Raw genomic sequence first — 18,834 nt, forward strand, 5'->3', positions numbered from 1 at the left:
ATGCATATTTTATTAACAAGACCAATAGAAGATTGTCACGAAATGATATTAAAATTTCAATCATTAGATCATGAAGTGTCTCACTTACCTTTAATCGATATTAAAGCAATCAAACATAAATCCTTAGATTATTCCAAGTTTAATGGAATTATATTTACAAGCTCTAACGCAATTAAATTTTTAGATTTAAAAAATATTAATAAAAAAATAATATGTTTTTGTGTAGGTAGTGTTACTGAAAAAAAAGCCAGAAGTTTTGGCTTTCAAAATGTTTTTGCTGCAGACGGAAATATAGATAATTTAAAAGAATTAATATTACAAAACTTTAATTCTTCTGAAGGAAAGCTTCTTTATATTAGTGGGGAAGTCATCTCCAGTAATTTAGATAAAGATCTAATCTCAAATGGTTACACTATAGAGCGAGTAATTAACTATAGAGCCAACCCAATTGAAAGGTACGATGATGATTTTATTGAAAAACTAAAATTAAAGATGCCAGAAATTACTTACATTTACTCACAAAATAGTGCCATTAACTTTTTAAAGATGATTAAAAATTATCAGTTGGAAAACCTATGGATGAATACTAATTTAATGTGTATTGGAGAAAAAACCTCGGCAATTCTTAATGAAATTAAGTGGAAAAAAATTTTTCTTTTTAATCCTGGAGAAGAAGAATTTTTGCTATATAAAATCTAAATATGGACATATTTAGTAATTTTAGTGACCTGTTTATTTCAGTTTGGTCTAAAGGAATTCGTGGAGTGGATATTTTTCAAATACTAATTGGTATTGGAATATTTTTTATTTTTTTAATTTTTAGAGGAATAATAAGCAAAGTTATTATTAAAAGACTAGAAGCCATTGCAAAGAGAACCACAAATAAACTAGATGATACTTTCGTTAGCGCAATGGAAGGACCTGCAAGATTTCTACCAATTGTTTTGGGATTTTTTATTGCAAGCTATTATATGTCTTTTGGTGAAGATGCTAGAGCTGTAATTGATACAATCAATCGAACCCTAATAACAATTTTAATCTTTTGGTTAATACATCAAGTTGTTGAACCAATTTCTTACATTTTAAGTGGGTTGGATAAAATGTTAACCCGTGAGTTAATTGGTTGGATTATTAAATCCTTAAAAATTTTGATTTTTATTTTAGGTTTGGCTGCTGTGTTAGAGCTTTGGGGAATAAAAATAGGACCAATTATTGCTGGACTTGGTTTATTTGGTGTTGCTGTCGCATTAGGTGCACAAGATTTATTTAAAAATTTAATCTCAGGAATTTTAGTTTTAGTAGAAAAAAGATTTAAGATTGGTGATTGGATTTTAGTTGAAGGTATTATCGAAGGTGTTGTTGAGAAGATTGGCTTTAGATCAACTGTTTTAAGAAAATTTGATAAATCTCTAGCTATAATTCCTAATTTCCAGTTTGCTGAGAACGCAGTTATAAATATTAGTGAAACAACTAACTGGCGAATTGATTGGGCGATAACACTTCAATATGACACTACAGTTGATCAGTTAAAAAAGATAAGAAATGAAATTGAAAATCATATTAAGAAAAGTGATGATTATGATAACGCCGTAGGAATTGCAGTACGAGTTGAAAAGTTTTCAGATAGCTCTATAGATATGAGAGTTAGATGTTTTACTAATTCTAATAGCTTTAGTATGTGGCTAGAAGTTAAAGAAAAACTTGCAATTGAAATTAAACAAATTGTGGAAGGTAATAATGCGGCTTTTGCTTTTCCAAGTCAGTCAATTTATATTGAAAAAAAATGATAGCTATTTTTTATCTATCACTTCAAATATTAAAACTTTATTCTTACGTAGTTATAGCCAATGTAGTTGTTAGTTGGTTAGTTGCTTTTAATGTTTTAAATACTCAAAATAGGTTTGTTTATTCTGTTTTGGAGATGACTTATCGATTAACAAATCCAGCTCTTAATAAAATAAGAAGTTTTCTACCTAATTTAGGATCACTAGACATTTCACCAGTAATATTACTGTTATTGATTTGGTTTCTAGAAATGTGTATGAAGCTATACATTGCGCCAATGATTTTTTAAGAAAACCTTATGATTTTAATAGATGGAAAAAAACTAGCAGCTGAACTTAGAGAAGAACTAAGACTAGAAGTTGAAGAGCTAAAAGCAAAATACAATAAAGTTCCTGGACTTACAGTCATCTTAATTGGAGACATGGCTCCTAGTCAGATTTATGTTCGTAACAAAGAGAAATCAGCAAATGAAGTTGGTTTAAAATCTGAAGTTATTAAGTACCCAGAAGAAGTTGAAGAAAAAACTGTATTAGAAAAAATTGAAGAATTAAATAAAAATGAGTCAGTTTCAGGAATTTTAGTTCAGCTTCCATTGCCAAAACATATTGATAAACAAAAAGTGATTGAAACTATTATACCCTCAAAAGATGTGGATGGCTTCCATCCAATGAATGTTGGAAACCTGTCATCAGGTTATGAGAGTTCAGTTCCTTGTACTCCTTTAGGATGCTATTTAATGATCAAAAAAATTGAACCAAACTTAAGTGGAAAAAAAGCGATTATGGTAGGTAGATCAAATTTAAATGGTAAGCCAATGGCACAATTACTTTTAAAAGAGAATTGTACAGTAACTATTACTCATTCAAAAACTAAAGATTTAAAAGCAGAGTGTTTAGAAGCAGATATTATAGTTGCTGCAGTTGGCATTCCAGAACTTGTAAAAGCTGATTGGGTAAAAAAGGATGCAATCGTAATCGATGTTGGTATTAATAAAACTGAAAAAGGTATTGTTGGTGACGTAGCATTTGATGAAGTTTCAAAAGTTGCAAAAGCTTTAACACCAGTTCCAGGTGGAGTAGGGCCTATGACTATTGCCTGTTTGTTAAAAAATACTATTGATTGTTTTAAAAGATCTCAAAACTAGGTGTTAAAAAAAATATTAAGAAAACTCCATATACTTCATAGTATTTATATTAAGCATAAATTTTTTATAAAGAAAAAATCTTATGCAATGGATAACGAAGACACCGCAGTATTAAATTACTTTAAAGACAAAAAAAATGGATTTTATGTTGATGTTGGTTGCTATCATCCAATTCATAGAAACAATACATACTTACTACACAAGCAAGGTTGGAGTGGTGTAAATATAGATACAAGTGAATTTTCTATTGATTTATTTAATCATATGAGACCAAATGATCTCAACTATAATTCTGCAATTTCAAATAAAAATGAAGTCGTTAAATTATTTTATCAAAAAGAACTCAGTCAGTTAAGCACTACAGAAATTGATCAAGCAAAAACTGTTTTTCAAGGCAATATTAAAGAAAAAGAAGTACAAGCTTTCACTTTAGATGAAATATTATATAGAAATAAGTATAAGAATTCTAAAATTGATTTTTTAGATATTGATGTTGAGGGAGCTGACCTTAAAGTTTTAGAAGGTCTATCTTTTGATAAGTATAAACCTGAGTTGGTGTGTGTCGAAATTCATGCAAAAGAAATAAAAAAAAGTGCTACTTATAATTTTCTAATTAAAAAAAATTATGTATTACTCTGGTCGGGTGTTTTTAGCCATATTTTTAAAAGATTACAAAATTAATTTTTTATTGATTTCTAATTAAGGGATAAACTTTCGGGTTTAAATATTTTAAATTTGTTAACATAATTAGAGCTAATGTTACCAAACCAATACTTCCACTAATGTTAAATAATATTTGTAAATCTAACTGCCAAACTAATTGAAAGACATTTTCAATAATATAATAAGAGCCGATTACAGCAAAAAATATTGCGATTAATATCACTGAAAAAAATATTAAAATAAATTCTATAAGAGAGGAAAGTATAATTTCTTTTTTTGAAAAACCTAAAATTTTAAAAACTAAATTTTGAAACTCTTTAATCTTACCTTGCACAATAATTGCGCTAGATATAACAATTAAACCTATAATAATTGTAATTGCTGAAATTAAAATTACGGCAATAAAAACTTTGTTTAATATACTAGTTACCTTTGTAAGATAATCAGCAATTCTTATAATTGAAATACTTGGGAGTATCTCTAATAGTTTATTCTCTTTGAACTTTGTTTGATCTTTAAATTTAGCTGTTGCTAAATATTCGTGGGGAATAGTGTTTGCAAATTGTGGATTGAACAACATAGCAAAATTTATAGATAAATCTCGATAATCAACTGCTCTAAAATTAACTATTTTTCCTTCAATCTCTCTTCCGTAAATATTAAGTGTAAAAATATCCCCTAATTTTATATTAAAATCCTTTGCAACTTCACTATCTAATGAAATTTGAAGTTTGTTAGGTTTTGATAAATCCCACCATTCACCTTCAGTTACTGGATTGTCTTCAGGAACTTCAGCTGCCCATGATGAACGTCTATCACTTCCAATTACCCAATAACTATTATTATCTTTTTTAATATAGGTTTTTGGATCTATTCCATTAATCTTGACAATGCCTGTCGCAACTAAAGGTACTATTTCTAATTCTGCATTAGAATCTATTTCAATAATTGCATTCTCAAATAAATCTCTATCAGAATTTTGTATCCCAATAAAAAAATAATCAGGTGCGATCTCAGGAATAGATTTTGCGATTTCTCTTTTAAAATTTGTGCCAACCAATGCTAGTGTTAATAATAAAGTTACTCCCAAACCCAAAGACATAATTGTGATTGGAGTAATACCTTTTGTTTGAGTAATGTTCTTAATTGAAACTTTAAGAGGGATATTGGATATTTTTTTTAAACTTTTTAGTAAAAAAACAATGCATTTAGAAAGTAAAAAAAATACAATTAAACAAATGAAAAAGGCCAAAAAATAAATCAAGCTATAAAAAGGTCTTACCGAACCAATGACAAATAACATCATTAAAGCTGATAAAAATAGTAAACTTACAAAGATAGATTTTTTTGAATAATAAAATTGTAAATTTTGAAATACATTTCTAAATAAGTTAGAGGCCTTTACTTGATCAATTGCGTTAATAGTTGGAATAGAAAAAATGATTAATACCAACATGCCAACAAGGAATATCTTAATAAAATTAGTCAATGAAAATAAGGGTTTAATATTTAATCCTAGACCTTCAGAAAAATATATATCAGCCACTGGAACCAGCAAAAAACTCAAGGCATAAGAAGCAATACTTACAAAGGTCAGTAAAATTAATAATTGTAGATAATATATTGTCTTTATATTTAATGAAAAAAACCCTAAAGCTTTCTTTACTGCAATAGACATATTGCTTTGATTAATAAAAGATAGCAGGGTATTTGCGATACCAATACCAGCAATTAACATAGCGCTAATAGATACAAGGGATAAAAATTGTGAAAAGTTATCAATTATTCTTCTAAGACCGCTAGCTGAATTTTCAGGATAACGTAGTCTTACCGTAAGATCATCTTTAAATATTTCTTTAATCTTATTTCTAGTTACTTTTGTGTTGTCTCCTTTATTAAATTTAACTTTATACTCATAATTTAAAAAACTGCCCAAGCTATTAAGTTTTAATAGCCTCAAAGTTTCTTTACTTGTTATTGCAAAATCACCAAATGCTACAAAGCCACTAACATCAGGTAGTGATTTTATTACTCCAACTACCGTAAATAATTGATTTTGAACTTTAATTTTTTCATTCACTTTGAGGTCTAAAGTTTTAAAAATATTTTCATTAACAATAATGGTGTTTTTCTCTTGATGAATTCTATCCATTGCTCCAACAGGCTCGTGAACAACTTCTCCATATAGTGGATATTTTTTATCAACAGTTTTAATTCGAGTGAACAATGATTGATTATTATTATTTACTGATGAGACCATGGTTGTAAATTCAACCATTTCAGAAATTGTTGTAAATTTTCTTACTTTATTAACTAAATCTAAATTTCCTTGCACCCTATTGTAATCAATTTCAACATCTCCACCTAATAAAGATTTAGCGTTATCATCTAGTTCTTTTTTCAAACTGTCTTCAATAGTTAAAATTGCACTTAAAATAAAAAGACTGATAAATAAAGTAAGGATAATACTAAAAATTTTGCGATAGTTTCTAACAAGATCTCTAAACGCATATTTTAAAATTAAATTAAATTCAAAAATTTTAAGCAATTTTTCCATCTTTAATTTTAATTTTTCTTTTTGCTTTATTGGCTAGCTTAGGGTCGTGAGTTACCATAATTAAAGAAGAACCTTCCTCCTTGACATACTTAAATAGTATATTTGATATCATTACTGAGTTTTCACTATCCAAATTACCAGTTGGTTCATCAGCTAATATTAATTGAGGTTTCATAGCTATTGCTCTTGCTATAGCTACTCTTTGCTGCTCTCCACCTGATAATTGACTTGGTAGATTATTAAATCTGTTTTTTAATCCAAACCGATCCAATAATTCTTTTGCTTGTTGTTCAGGATTTTTAAGTTTGTTTAACTCTAGAGTTAAAGCAACATTTTCTACTGCTGTATAATTTGGAATTAAATAAAAAGATTGAAATACAATTCCAATGTTTTTTCTTCTTATTTTTGAAACTTCGTCTTCAGAAAGAGTAGTTAAATCTTGATCTTGAAAATAAATTTTGCCTGAGGTTGCTTTTTCTAAACCCCCAATTAACATAATTAAACTAGTTTTTCCTGAGCCACTTTCACCAACAATAGAGATAGTATCCTTTTTCTTTGTTGTTAAATCAATATTGTTTAAAACTTTTATAGTTTCTTTGTTAGTTTGATATTTAAGATTTATCTTTTTTAATTTAAGAAGAGTGTTCATGAATAAAAGTTTTATTATTAAAATAATTGTACTTTGTCTAGTTACTATAAAAGTATCTGCAATAGAAAAAATTATATTATTTGGTGATAGTTTGATGGCTGGGTACGGCTTAGATAATGAATATCATTTATCAGTAGTTTTACAAGAAAAATTAATATCTGAAGGCTACAAAATTGAAGTAGTAAATGGTAGCGTTTCCGGAAGTACTTCTTCTGGTGGTGTAAACCGAGTTGAATGGACTCTATCCGAACCTAATATTGATTTAGTAATTTTAGGCCTTGGTGCAAATGATATGCTTAGAGGCATTCAACCTAAAGAGACTAAAAATAATTTAGAAAAAATAATAAAAACTGCACAAAATAAAAATATAAAAGTAATTTTAGCAGGCATGATTGCGCCAACTTCTTACGGACTTGAATATAAAAGTAGTTTTGATAAAATTTATTCAGACTTGTCTAAGCAATATAATTTACCATTAATACCCTTTTTATTAGAAGGTGTTGCTTTAAAACCTGACTTAAATTTAAGTGATGGAATGCATCCAAATGAAAAGGGCACAATTATTATTAGTAAAACTTTACAGGAAATGATTTTGAAAAATATTTTATCAAATTAAGATTAATTTTTTTCCATTAACCACAAAGCATTTTCACTTAAAAAAAATATTTTACCATTAGTTGGATGAACTTGAATATCTCTTATTCTTCCAACTTTATTTTTAAATATAAGATCTTCTTTCACATTAGATAAATCATCAAATATTAATTTTCTCAAAGATTGATCTTTTAAAGAAGTAATTAGTGCATGTCCATTCCATTCTTTAAACTCATTTCCTTTATAAATTGTGATGGCACTAGTAGCTATTGAAGGTATCCAATATTGAATTGCTTTAGTAAAACCTGGCTTCCATTTAGGACCTATCTTTGTTCCTGAATAATTTTTTCCTCCCCAGCCTAAAATCTTCCATCCATAATTTTCTCCTTTTTTAGCCTCTCCAAACCAATCACCACCTCTTGCTCCGTGATTACTTAAATATATTTTTCCATCATAATCAGAGAGTGTTAAACCTTGTGGATTACGAACACCTATTTGATAAATTTCAGGTAACCAGCTTTTCTTACCTTCAAATTTTGGATTATCTTTTGGAATACTACCATCAGTATGAATTCTAATAATGCTACCAGGATGTTTTGTGGGATTTTGAGCTATCATACCTAGGCCTCTTTCACCAGTTGACGCATAAATATAATCACCCTTAATTGCTAATCTTGAACCAAAATGATAACCAGAATCTATTGGAGGGTTTGCTTGAAAAATATTTTTAAAATTTAATTCTTGTTTATTTAGTTGTGCTTTTGCAATTGATGTACTTGTTTTTGAATCCCCTCTATCTTCTGAATAAGAAATCCATAATGTATCATCTTGACAAATAATATCTAATAATCCACCTTGGCCAACTTCTAAAAAGTTAAGATTATGCTTAATCTCTATAACTTTTTTTGAAACCACATTAATAATTTTAATTTTTCCACTTTTTTCAGTTACAATGATTTCATTATTATTAATAAATGAAGATCCCCAAGGTTCATTTAGTTTTATTATTTTAGTGAATATATAATTGTTAGAATAGCTTTTTGAAGCGAATAAAAGAAAAAAAAATATTAATAAAAAATATTTTTTTACCCTAAGAAAGTTTTGATCTACCACCATCAACAGCTATTATCTGTCCAGTAACCCAAGAACTTTCTTCAGTAATTAAAAATTTTGCAAGTGCTGCAGAATCTTTTCCTTCGCCCAATCTTTTAAGAGGATGTGCTTTAGCAATGCCTTCTGCTATTGCAGGATTTTTTAACATTGGTTCTGCAATTTTAGATTTTGATAAGCTAGGTGCTATGCAATTCACTCTAATATTTGGAGCAAACTCAGCAGCTAGCGTAACAGTTAATCCTTCAACAGCAGCTTTAGTAGATGCAATAATTGTGTGATTAGTAAAACCTCTTTGAGCAGCAACAGTTGAAAATAAAACTACTGAGCCTTTGTTCTTTTTTAAACTTTCCTGAAATCCTTTTATAACTTCAATGGCTGAATAAAGGTTTAGTTTCATACATTTATTCATGTCAGCTTCAGTAACCATTCTTAATGGTTTTAAATCAATAGAGCCCACGCAATAGGCGACACCCTTGATATCATTAATATCTGATTTTACTTTTTCTATAAACCCATCCTCCAACACATCAACAACCGTATAAGAGCAACCCAATTTTTCTGCAATTGTTTTAACTTCACTTTCATTTCTTGCAACTAGATGAATATTATTACCTGAATTTTTAAGCTGTTCAGCTAAGCTAGAACCTACAGAACCTGTCGCACCAAAAATAAGATATTTTTCTGACATATAATTTTTAATTAGTTATATTTAACTATGAGATTGTTTTTTATACTTGGTAATCAATTATTTCCATTAAAATACTTGGACCGCTTCAAAAAGGACCATGTGTTTTTTATGGCAGAAGACAACGAATTATGCACTTATGAAAAGCATCATAAGCAAAAGATACTGCTATTTCTATCTTCCATGAGGTCTTACGCAGACAACCTTAAGAAAAACAAATTTAAAATAGATTATTTAAAAATTGAAGATAAAGAATTTAAAGATGATTATTTCAAAAAATTAAAAAAAGTAGTTACTCAAAAAAAAATTACAGAAATTTCAAGTTTTGAAATTGAAGATAAATTTTTTGAAAAAAAAATTTCACAATTTTTAAAAAAAGAAAAAATTAATTGGAATGTTGTTCAAACTCCAATGTTTTTAAACTCAAGAGATGAGTTTAAAAATTATTTAGCAAAATCAAAAAAACCTTTTATGGCAACATTTTACAAGGAGGTTCGTAAAAAATCTGGAATATTGATGGGTGCTGATGGAAACCCTATCGGTGGTAAGTGGAGTTTTGATGAGGATAACAGAAATAAATTACCAAAAGATATATTAATACCAAAATTTCCAAAAATTAATGAAACCAGTCATACAAAAAAATTAAAACCAATTATTGAAAAATTATTTAAAGACCATCCCGGTAGCACAAGTAATTTTTGGCTTGCAACTGAATACAGTGATGTTGTTAAGCTTTTAGATTTTTTTATTAAAGAAAAATCAAATTTATTTGGTGATTATGAGGATGCCGTTAATCAAAAAGATAATATTCTATTTCATAGTGCTTTAAGCCCGTATATTAATTTAGGTTTGATAACTCCTGAAATTATTATTCAAAAAATTCTAGAATTTCACAAAAAACATAAAATTAGAATGAACTCTCTTGAAGGTTATATTCGTCAGATAATAGGCTGGAGAGAGTTTATGCGTGGAATTTATCAAGGCTATTCTGATGAGATGGAAACTAAAAATTTTTTCAAACATAATAGAAAAATGAAAAAGTCTTGGTACGAGGGTACAACAGGTTTACCCCCACTGGACCATGCTATTAAAAATGCTGTTAACCATGCCTGGTCTCATCATATTGAGAGACTAATGATTTTATCAAATATAATGAACCTTTGTGAGGTTAAACCAACAATTGTTTATAAGTGGTTTATGGAGATGTTTGTGGATTCATCTGATTGGGTAATGGTTCCCAATGTTTATGGAATGGGACTATTTAGTGATGGAGGTATTTTTGCTACTAAACCATATATCTGCGGATCAAGTTATTTTATGAAAATGATGGATTTTAAAAAAGGGGAATGGTGCAATACGATGGATGGCTTATACTGGAGATTTATAGATAGAAATAGAAAATTTTTTCTAAAAAATCCTCGACTATCTATGATGGTTTATGTTTTTGATAAAATGAAAGATGAAAGAAAAAAAATGATTTTATCTGAAGCTGATAAATTTATTAAACAAAATACCATTTAATGAAAAAAGAAAACTTGCCTTCAAAAGTTTGCCCTGTTTGTAAAAGACCTTTTGTTTGGCGTAAAAAATGGAAATTAAATTGGGATAAGATAAAGTATTGCTCTAAAAAGTGCTCTAAGTGATTTATTTATCTTTATTTACTATATCTTTTTTAGCTGCAACCATTTTACCATTTTCATCCGAACTCACGTTGGCAGGATTAATTGCAACATCAAATTATGATAATTTATTTTTATTAATTGTGGCAAGTTTTGGGAATGTTTTAGGGTCAGTTGTTAACTGGGTTTTAGGTTTTTATTCAAGAAATCTTACTACAAAAAAGTGGTTTCCATTTAAAGATAATCAAATTAAAAACTCTTCAAAATGGTTTAGAAAGTTTGGTAAATGGTCATTATTATTTGCGTGGGTTCCTATTGTAGGTGATCCACTGACTTTAGTTGCAGGTTTATTGAAAGTTAGATTTATAGAATTTATTATTTTAGTAGCAATTGGAAAAGTAAGTAGGTATTTTGTTGTCTTCTATTTGATGGGTTAAGTAATGAATATAATAGTTTTACAACATATAAGAATTGAAGATCCAGGCTATATCAAAGATTTAATGTTAGCTGATGGTTTTAACTTAACTACTATTGAGTTAGACGAAGGTGAAAAAATTCCAAGTGACTTAAGTAAATTTGATGGAATGTTTTGTATGGGTGGTCCAATGGATACTTTTATGGAGCAAGAGCACCCTTGGTTAATTGATGAAAAAAAAAGAATTAAAGAATTTGTCATTGATTTAAAGAAACCTTACCTTGGTTTTTGTTTGGGCTGTCAGTTATTAGGAGAAGTTGTGGGTGGTAAAGTAGTAAAATCTAACCCAGCAGAAATTGGAATAATGGATATAAATTTTACTAAAGAAAAAAATAAAGATATTTTATTTTCAAAATTTCCAGAACAAATTAAAAGTTTACAGTGGCATTCTTTTGAGGTGCAGGGAATAGATAGTAATAAAGATATTACTTTATTAGCCTCATCTCCTGTAACTAAATATCAAATTTTTAAATATCAAGATCATGCTTACGGAATCCAATTTCATATAGAAATCAAAGACACAACGGTAAATGAGTGGGGTTGTGTACCAGAGTATAAAAAAGCCCTAGAAGATCAATTGGGTGACGGTGCCCTAGATAAATTTGATAAAGCAGCTAAAAATAATATGAGAGATATGAATAACTATTCAAAAATTCTTCACGAAAATTTTAAGAAAATTTTAATTTAAATTGTAATATTGTTTTAAAGAGATAGATAAATTAGATGTCAGAAATTTTTATTCAAACTTTTTTTCTATATTTTATTGTTATAGATCCATTAGGAAACACTCCTTTATTTTTAAGTATTACTCAAAACATGGATACTAATAAAAAGATAAGAATAGCATTAAGTGCTACCATAATAGCTTCAATCATATTGCTTTTTTTTGCATTACTTGGAAGCTCATTATTAAGTTATTTAAATATTTCTTATCCAGCATTCACAATTGGTGGAGGAATAATTTTATTAATAATTGCAATGGAGATGTTGTTTGACAAGCGCCAACAAAGAAAAGAAGAAGATATAGATCTTAATTCGGATAATGTTAGTGTTTTTCCTTTAGCAACACCTATTATCGCAGGACCAGCCGCTATTACTTCAGTAATAGTTTCTGTTTCAGATATTGGAACCGATTTTACTGATCAAACTGCAGGAATGATTTCATTAGTATCTGTTTTATTTTTAACTTTTATAATTTTTTTTATGGCTTCAAAATTTTCTAAGATAATAAATAAAAAAATAATTGGAGTTATCTCAAGGGTGGTAGCTATTGTTCTTGTTGGATTGAGTGTGCAGTATATTTTAGATGGTATTAAAACCTTTTTAGCTTAATTAAAACAAGCAATAATTTTTGGGATATAATTTTTAAAATTAAAGAAACCTTTATTACAATATTGCCAAGAAAACTGATCTAACTTCCTATATAAAAATTTGATATTTTGTAATTTATTGTTTTGAATAAAATCTACATTTTCACCAACAGTTGGGTAGAGAGCATAAACCTCTTCTGTAATATTTTTTAAATCATTAATGTTAATAGTTTCACAGTTAATTGATTTTTCTTCTAATCTTATTTTTTGATCTTTTAAAAGATTAGCTTTAAATCTCAACACTTTTTCACTTAATTTTATTGTTCTATTTGTTTCATTTGAGACTAATAAAATTTTTTTAAAATTATGTTCTTTAAAATCAGAAAATTCAAAAGTCAAATTGTTTTCAAATATTAATAAAGTTTTATCTTCTAAAATTTCAAAATTTAAAAAATTTTTTTTGCTAATAGAATAATTTTTATCACTGAATACTGGTGGAGCATTTTCATTAAGCTTTATATTTTTAAATCTATTATTAGTAAATTTATTTATATTCCACTCACTTGCTAAATAATGCTTACCTTGTGTTTGAACTCCAGCTACCCATCTCCAACCCAGCGTGTTTGATGCAGGATCGCCATCATAAAGATGCTGCATAAAAAATTCAGCTCCTAATTGCCAAGGTAATTCTAGTGTGAATATCCAAATGCTAGCAAACCACATTCTAGTATGGTTATGGAGGTAGTTATTTTCTTTAAGTTCAATTACCCACTGATTAAAGCAGTCTACATTTGTTTTCCCCTCAATAGCGTTTAGATAATTTTGGTTATTTTTAAATTCACTTTTAATTTTATCTAAATCTATCAAGTAGTCTGACCAAACATTTGGTCTTAGTTCAAGCCAACCTTTCCAATAAACACGCCACAAAACTTCTTGAATAAATTTTTCACTTTTTGAGAACGAAAATCTTTTAAGAGATTTATCAATTACTTCTAACTCACTAATTACACCGTGTGTTATGTATGGAGATAGACAAGAAACGTTTGATCTATTGCTAGTTCCAAAATCAAAATTTCTCAGTTTTGAATAATCTGTAAGATTTTGTTCAGTAAAATCATTTAATTTATCAATGGCTTTAGCCCTTGAAGCTTCAAATACCATTTTAAATTATTTAGATTTTCTTTTCTTTAAGCCTAACTTATCACTGTGTCTTAATCTAAGAATAACTATTGCAGATGCAATTAGAACTATAGCTATAGCTTCATAAACTAATGCTGATGGATCCATTTCTTTTCCTTGCAATATAATAAATCTGGCTAGTGCAGTTATCGCAATTAGAAGAGGCAAGGTTATACTGATTGATTGCTGACTCCAAAAAACACGAACCATTGCTAGCACCTCTAGGTAAAGAAACATTAAAAGTAAATCTGCCAACATTACAGATTGATTTAGAAACATATTTTTAATTTCCATACCAACGGCAATTACAGTGCTTACTAAAATTATACACATTAATGTTAGCTGTAAATTTTTTGCTATTTTTTCCATTACTTATCTTTACTAAATGGTAGCCATTTTTCAAACACTGATTTTGATGGACCATCATATGGGATTGAGTAAGAGCTAGGGTTGGGACTTGTTAAAATCTCTATTCCCTTAGAAAACACAAAGATAAATACGATGACAAAAACAATAACCATGATTTTAAATGGATCAAAATTTTTAGTTTGAAATACACTATTAGATTGTGCCTCTGCTTTATGAAAATGTTTGAATGTCATATAGACTGCAAAAATAAGTCCAACGTGCGCTATATAAAGCCCGGCCCAACCAAAGGCAAAAGTTGTATAAGAAAAAATATATAAACTAAAAACAGTTGTCCAAACAAAGCTTAAAACTAATAAAATTTGTAATCTCACAGATCTAGGCAAAGCCCTTAGATCATTTTTGCTATCATCAAATAAAATGTTAGCAGCATCTATCATCCAATTTTTTAGTGATTCCATATACCTAGAATAGATATTTATACATTAAAGGCAAAGGTTAAAGTGTCCTTTAATTTTTTAGCTTAAATTAGACCTTATTACACTTTCTAAATTTGCAGAGCTTTGAGCGCCTGAAACAAAGTCTGTTCCTATCTCAAAAAAAGGCACTCCACTAATTTCTTTTTCTTTTGCAACCAAAATATATGAATTAACTCTTTCTATATTTTCTGTACTAAAAAAATTATTAACTAAATCTGCTTTAATATTGAATTCTTTTCCAATATTAATTAAGACTTCTTTATTTCCAATATCAACACCTTCAATAAAATATGATTGATATATTTTTTCTTTAACTTCATTTTGTGTATTAGTCCTTTGAGCCAACTCTATCAATAAGTGTGAAAATACAGTATTCGGTGTTTTTTTTATTTTATCAAGGTTAAAATTAAGACCCTCCTTTTTAGCTTCAATACTCATTTGATCATACATGGGTTGAGCAAGTTCTTTTCTTCCAAATTTTATTTCTAAATATTTACTTCTTTCAATACCTCCTTTTGGCATATCAGGGTTTAATTGAAATGGTACATGCTCTATTTCAAACTTAGTTCCTGGAAAATTTCTAAATGCTTTACTTAATCTTACTTGACCAATAAAACACCAACCACAAATAGTGTCAGCGAACACTTTTATTTTCATAAATTTATAAATGAAGCTTTTTTTTATGAAAGTTAATAAATCTTTCTACATTTGATTTATTAAAAGTTTTATTTTCTTCAAAAGAAACCTTTTTCATTGAATAAGCACCACTCTCTGTTTGCCTAGAAATTATAGTGATATTGCCTTTGTACAGTTTAAGTTTAACAGATCCATTTACTTTATTTTTTTTAAGGTCAACAATTTTCTGAAGTTTAAATCTTGCTTTTGAATACCAATAACCATTGTAAATTAGTTCAGCATACTTTGGCATAATTTCATCTTTTTTATGCATAGTTTCTTTATCCAAAGTAACAGACTCAATCGCTCTATGTGCAGACATTAATAATGTTCCACCGGGTGTTTCATAAACGCCTCGAGACTTAATTCCAATAAATCTGTTCTCAACTAAATCAACTCTACCTATTCCATTTTTTCCAGCAACTATGTTAAGTTTGTCTAACAAGTTCCCAGGTGATAATTTTTTACCATTAATAGTTAAAAGGTCTCCATTTTTAAAACCTAAAGTTATAAATGATGCTTTGTTAGGTGCTTTTTCAGGAGAAACTGTTCTTTGAAAAAGAAACTCAGGTGCTGCATTTTTGGGATTTTCTAAAACCTTACCTTCAGTTGAAGTGTGATATAAATTATCATCAATTGAAAAAGGTGGTGCACCTTTTTTATCTGTAGGAATTGGAATATTATTTTTTTTTGCATATTTAATTAAATCTGTTCTAGAGTTTAGCTTCCATATTCTCCATGGGGCAATAATTTTTACCTTGGGACCAAAATAATGATAACCTAATTCAAATCTTACCTGGTCATTTCCTTTTCCAGTTGATCCATGCGAAACAGCATAAGCACCAAATTTTCTAGCAGTAGCTATTTGACGTTTTGCAATTAATGGTCTTGCAATTGAAGTGCCCAATAAATAAACACCTTCATAAATTGCATGTCCTCTAAGCATTGGAAAGACATAATCTTTTACAAAGATATCTTTTAGGTTTTCAATAATAATATTTTTAACACCTAATTTTTTTGCGTTTCTTATAATTTTTTTTCTATCTATTTTTTGCCCTACGTCAGCAGTATAACAAATTACTTCTGCATCATAATTTTCCTGAAGCCATTTTAAAATGATAGACGTGTCTAATCCACCCGAATAAGCGAGTACTATTTTTTTTTTTGATTTCATTAAATTAACTGCAGTTAGCTTTTGTGGCTTTGTATGCTTTAGTAAATCCTAATAAAGAATAGTGATCTCTAGTTTGAGATCCTTTTAAATTGTAGGATGTAATCATTATTCTAGAGCCCTTTTCCATAGTTCTAATCATTTTTTTTTCAAATTTGTTATCAGTAATCCAGGCAAAATTTTCTCTAACAATATCAAATTTATATTTATTTTTTCCTGAAGTAGCTGTTATAGCGTTTTTATCATTATAATTGTAACCACTAGTAATACTAATCTCATTTGATATATTTTCTCCCGGTCTGAAGCTAATAAATAATCTAGCTTCTCTAGGGTTATTTTTTGGAGCTTGCAAAACGGGCTTAGATTGTGCAAAGCAAACTTTTCCTGCATCAGTATTAATAACATAAGTTTCCCAATCTTTATGTTTGCCTAATTTCTTTACTTCCTCAGCATTAAGCAGATTAGAAAAAGTAGTTAGGAGAGCTACGAATATTAATCTTTTAATTAAGGACATGGGTTAGGGTATGTGGATTGTACATCATTTATTTCTTTAATAATTTTATCTGTTATGTTTACATGTACACTTTCTATATTAGTTTTCAACTGCTCCATTGTAGTGGCACCAATAATAACTGACGTTACAAAAGGCTGAATTTCTAAAAATTTTAAAGACATTTGAGCTAAATTTAACTCATGTTTTTTTGCTATTTCAAAGTAAGCATCTATGGCTTTATCTGAATTTGGCTTATTATATCGAGTCCAAAATTCCCCATCACGCTCAATTCTTGTACCTTTTGGCATTTGATTATTTCTATATTTTCCAGATAGGTAACCACAAGCTAAAGGAGAGTATGCTAACAAACCAGTTTTTTCTCTGATGGACATTTCTGCAAGACCAACTTCATAAGTTCTATTTAGTAAATTATAAGGATTTTGAACTGACAGCATTCTTGGAAGTTTTTTATTTTCAGATAGTTCTAAAAATTTAGATAATCCCCATGGAGTTTCATTTGACAAACCAACATGCCTTATTTTTCCTTGATCAATAAATTTTTTTAAATTTCCTAAAATATCTTCAAATTGTGTCCATTCACTAGTATCATTATGCTCATATCCTAATTGACCAAAAAAGTTTGTTTTTCTTTCAGGCCAATGCAATTGATACAAATCAATATAATCAGTCTTTAGTCTATTTAAACTTCCATTTAGTGCTTCAGTAATATTTTTAGTTCCAAATTGGTTTCCACCACCTCTAACATATTCCCTCATTGGCCCACAAACTTTAGAAGCTAAAATTACTTTGTCTCTCTTTTTTGTTTTTTCAAACCAGTTTCCAATAATTACCTCTGTATCTCCAAATGTTTCTTGTTTTGGTGGTATGGAATAAATCTCTGCAGTATCCCAAAAGTTTACACCTTGATCTAAGGCATAATCCATCTGCTCAAAACCCTCATTTTGGGTATTTTGTTCACCCCAAGTCATAGTACCCAAACAAATAGTGCTTATTTTTAAATCTGTATTTCCTAATTTTTTATAATTCATAATAATTTTAACCTTATTAAGACATCTTGAAATAATAGTAAAAGGCTATTATATATACGGTATGGATTTCAATAAACAAAATATACTAAATAAAGTTAAAGAAGCTCAACAATCAACTGTAGTAATGGATGAGGGCTTAAGAGCATATATGCTAAAAGTCTACAACTACATGGCAACTGGAATTTTGTTAACAGGGATAGTCGCTCTCTTAACTTTTAAAATGTCAGTGGTTACAAATGATGCTGGTTCTATTGTGGGCTTAACTTCAATGGGCAATGCAATCTACATGTCAGGACTAAAATGGCTTGTCATGTTGGCACCTTTAGGAATTGTTTTTTATATGAGTGCCAGAATGAATAAAATGTCGGCATCATCTGCTCAAACCACTTTTTGGATTTTTGCATCATTAATGGGCTTATCATTATCATCAATTTTATTAATTTATACAGGAATGAGTGTAACAAGAGTTTTCTTTATCTGCTCAGCAACTTTTGGTGCAATGAGTATTTATGGATACACAACTAAAAGAGATTTGACTAAACTAGGATCTTTTTTAATGATGGGATTAATTGGTATTATTATTGCATCTATAGTTAACATTTTTATGAAATCTTCGATGATGTACTTTGTAATATCTATTTTAGGTGTTTTGATTTTTGTAGGCTTGACTGCTTACGACACTCAAAAAATTAAAAATATGTATGCAGCAAGTGACACAGGTGAATTAATGGGTAAAAAAGCTGTAATGGGTGCTTTAACTCTTTACCTAGACTTTATAAATTTATTTATAATGTTATTAAGATTATTTGGACAAAGACGATAGTCTTA

Annotated in this window: 23 protein-coding genes; 12 read left to right on the plus strand and 11 right to left on the minus strand. The window is 28.6% G+C overall.

Translation table 11 applies throughout. The features are described from left to right. From VP91_RS02310 to VP91_RS02330, 5 genes are all read left to right on the plus strand, one after another. Complete coding sequence (locus VP91_RS02310; protein ID WP_169035824.1) at positions 1 to 699, plus strand: uroporphyrinogen-III synthase; 699 nt, start codon at positions 1 to 3, stop codon at positions 697 to 699. Positions 700 to 701: 2 nt separating this feature from the next. Beyond that, positions 702 to 1,787 (plus strand): mechanosensitive ion channel family protein, encoded by a 1,086-nt coding sequence (locus VP91_RS02315; protein ID WP_169035825.1) that lies wholly within the window; start codon positions 702 to 704, stop codon positions 1,785 to 1,787. Then, complete coding sequence (locus VP91_RS02320; RefSeq protein ID WP_169035826.1) at positions 1,784 to 2,074, plus strand: YggT family protein; 291 nt, start codon at positions 1,784 to 1,786, stop codon at positions 2,072 to 2,074. The genes VP91_RS02315 and VP91_RS02320 overlap by 4 nt, the downstream gene beginning before the upstream one ends. Before the next feature lie 9 nt (positions 2,075 to 2,083). Further along, the gene (locus tag VP91_RS02325; RefSeq protein WP_169035827.1) at positions 2,084 to 2,929 is read left to right on the plus strand and encodes a bifunctional 5,10-methylenetetrahydrofolate dehydrogenase/5,10-methenyltetrahydrofolate cyclohydrolase; all 846 of its coding nucleotides are present in this window, start codon (positions 2,084 to 2,086) and stop codon (positions 2,927 to 2,929) included. A gap of 87 nt (positions 2,930 to 3,016) precedes the next feature. Further along, positions 3,017 to 3,610 carry an FkbM family methyltransferase gene (locus VP91_RS02330; RefSeq protein ID WP_169035828.1) on the plus strand — a complete coding sequence of 198 codons (594 nt, stop codon included), beginning with the start codon at positions 3,017 to 3,019 and terminating at the stop codon, positions 3,608 to 3,610. Positions 3,611 to 3,614: 4 nt separating this feature from the next. Here the strand turns inward: VP91_RS02330 and VP91_RS02335 are convergent, their stop codons facing one another. Both VP91_RS02335 and VP91_RS02340 read right to left on the minus strand, forming a co-directional pair. Continuing rightward, positions 3,615 to 6,149 carry an ABC transporter permease gene (locus VP91_RS02335; RefSeq protein WP_169035829.1) on the minus strand — a complete coding sequence of 845 codons (2,535 nt, stop codon included), beginning with the start codon at positions 6,147 to 6,149 and terminating at the stop codon, positions 3,615 to 3,617. Next, the gene (locus VP91_RS02340) at positions 6,133 to 6,798 is read right to left on the minus strand and encodes an ABC transporter ATP-binding protein (RefSeq protein ID WP_169035830.1); all 666 of its coding nucleotides are present in this window, start codon (positions 6,796 to 6,798) and stop codon (positions 6,133 to 6,135) included. Before VP91_RS02340 ends, VP91_RS02335 begins: the two co-directional genes overlap by 17 nt. On the opposite strand from VP91_RS02340, the gene VP91_RS02345 reads away from it, so the two are divergent. Beyond that, positions 6,797 to 7,414: an arylesterase gene (locus tag VP91_RS02345; RefSeq protein WP_169035831.1), complete on the plus strand. Its 618-nt coding sequence runs from the start codon at positions 6,797 to 6,799 to the stop codon at positions 7,412 to 7,414. The two genes, VP91_RS02340 and VP91_RS02345, sit on opposite strands and share 2 nt — an antisense overlap. Before the next feature lie 2 nt (positions 7,415 to 7,416). Here the strand turns inward: VP91_RS02345 and VP91_RS02350 are convergent, their stop codons facing one another. Together VP91_RS02350 and VP91_RS02355 are read right to left on the minus strand one after the other, a co-directional pair. Further along, complete coding sequence (locus tag VP91_RS02350; protein ID WP_169035832.1) at positions 7,417 to 8,508, minus strand: PQQ-dependent sugar dehydrogenase; 1,092 nt, start codon at positions 8,506 to 8,508, stop codon at positions 7,417 to 7,419. After that, the gene (locus tag VP91_RS02355) at positions 8,483 to 9,193 is read right to left on the minus strand and encodes an SDR family NAD(P)-dependent oxidoreductase (RefSeq protein ID WP_169035833.1); all 711 of its coding nucleotides are present in this window, start codon (positions 9,191 to 9,193) and stop codon (positions 8,483 to 8,485) included. The genes VP91_RS02350 and VP91_RS02355 overlap by 26 nt, the downstream gene beginning before the upstream one ends. 27 nt (positions 9,194 to 9,220) lie before the next feature. Between VP91_RS02355 and VP91_RS02360 the strand changes: the two genes are divergently transcribed. From VP91_RS02360 to VP91_RS02380, 5 genes are read left to right on the plus strand one after another with little or no spacing between them, the layout of a single operon-like run. Further along, positions 9,221 to 10,711 carry a cryptochrome/photolyase family protein gene (locus tag VP91_RS02360; RefSeq protein ID WP_169035834.1) on the plus strand — a complete coding sequence of 497 codons (1,491 nt, stop codon included), beginning with the start codon at positions 9,221 to 9,223 and terminating at the stop codon, positions 10,709 to 10,711. Beyond that, complete coding sequence (locus VP91_RS02365; protein WP_169035835.1) at positions 10,711 to 10,833, plus strand: DUF2256 domain-containing protein; 123 nt, start codon at positions 10,711 to 10,713, stop codon at positions 10,831 to 10,833. The genes VP91_RS02360 and VP91_RS02365 overlap by 1 nt, the downstream gene beginning before the upstream one ends. Further along, positions 10,830 to 11,246 (plus strand): VTT domain-containing protein, encoded by a 417-nt coding sequence (locus tag VP91_RS02370; protein ID WP_169035836.1) that lies wholly within the window; start codon positions 10,830 to 10,832, stop codon positions 11,244 to 11,246. The genes VP91_RS02365 and VP91_RS02370 overlap by 4 nt, the downstream gene beginning before the upstream one ends. 3 nt (positions 11,247 to 11,249) lie before the next feature. Beyond that, positions 11,250 to 11,972, plus strand: coding sequence for a type 1 glutamine amidotransferase (locus VP91_RS02375; protein WP_169035837.1), 723 nt, complete (start codon positions 11,250 to 11,252; stop codon positions 11,970 to 11,972). Between the two features lie 35 nt (positions 11,973 to 12,007). Further along, positions 12,008 to 12,616, plus strand: coding sequence for a MarC family protein (locus VP91_RS02380; RefSeq protein ID WP_169035838.1), 609 nt, complete (start codon positions 12,008 to 12,010; stop codon positions 12,614 to 12,616). Here VP91_RS02380 and VP91_RS02385 read toward each other — a convergent pair. From VP91_RS02385 to VP91_RS02415, 7 genes are read right to left on the minus strand one after another with little or no spacing between them, the layout of a single operon-like run. After that, positions 12,613 to 13,755, minus strand: coding sequence for an FAD-binding domain-containing protein (locus tag VP91_RS02385; protein ID WP_169035839.1), 1,143 nt, complete (start codon positions 13,753 to 13,755; stop codon positions 12,613 to 12,615). The two genes, VP91_RS02380 and VP91_RS02385, sit on opposite strands and share 4 nt — an antisense overlap. A 6-nt stretch (positions 13,756 to 13,761) precedes the next feature. Beyond that, entirely contained in the window at positions 13,762 to 14,142 is a 381-nt protein-coding gene (locus tag VP91_RS02390) for a phosphate-starvation-inducible PsiE family protein (RefSeq protein WP_169035840.1), read from the minus strand. Further along, positions 14,142 to 14,600 carry a hypothetical protein gene (locus VP91_RS02395; RefSeq protein ID WP_169035841.1) on the minus strand — a complete coding sequence of 153 codons (459 nt, stop codon included), beginning with the start codon at positions 14,598 to 14,600 and terminating at the stop codon, positions 14,142 to 14,144. Before VP91_RS02395 ends, VP91_RS02390 begins: the two co-directional genes overlap by 1 nt. A 57-nt stretch (positions 14,601 to 14,657) precedes the next feature. Further along, positions 14,658 to 15,275: a DsbA family oxidoreductase gene (locus VP91_RS02400; RefSeq protein ID WP_169035842.1), complete on the minus strand. Its 618-nt coding sequence runs from the start codon at positions 15,273 to 15,275 to the stop codon at positions 14,658 to 14,660. Positions 15,276 to 15,279: 4 nt separating this feature from the next. Continuing rightward, positions 15,280 to 16,467, minus strand: coding sequence for an argininosuccinate synthase (locus VP91_RS02405; protein ID WP_169035843.1), 1,188 nt, complete (start codon positions 16,465 to 16,467; stop codon positions 15,280 to 15,282). Positions 16,468 to 16,471: 4 nt separating this feature from the next. Next, a complete protein-coding gene (locus tag VP91_RS02410) occupies positions 16,472 to 16,978 on the minus strand; it encodes an invasion associated locus B family protein (RefSeq protein ID WP_169035844.1) in 507 nt (168 codons plus the stop codon). Beyond that, entirely contained in the window at positions 16,969 to 18,006 is a 1,038-nt protein-coding gene (locus VP91_RS02415; protein ID WP_169035845.1) for an aldo/keto reductase, read from the minus strand. The genes VP91_RS02410 and VP91_RS02415 overlap by 10 nt, the downstream gene beginning before the upstream one ends. A 61-nt stretch (positions 18,007 to 18,067) precedes the next feature. On the opposite strand from VP91_RS02415, the gene VP91_RS02420 reads away from it, so the two are divergent. Then, positions 18,068 to 18,829: a Bax inhibitor-1/YccA family protein gene (locus VP91_RS02420; protein ID WP_169035846.1), complete on the plus strand. Its 762-nt coding sequence runs from the start codon at positions 18,068 to 18,070 to the stop codon at positions 18,827 to 18,829. The last annotated feature ends 5 nt before the right edge of the window (positions 18,830 to 18,834 follow it).

This window comes from Candidatus Pelagibacter communis (assembly GCF_012932795.1).
Classification (GTDB): Bacteria; Pseudomonadota; Alphaproteobacteria; order Pelagibacterales; family Pelagibacteraceae; genus Pelagibacter; species Pelagibacter ubique_S.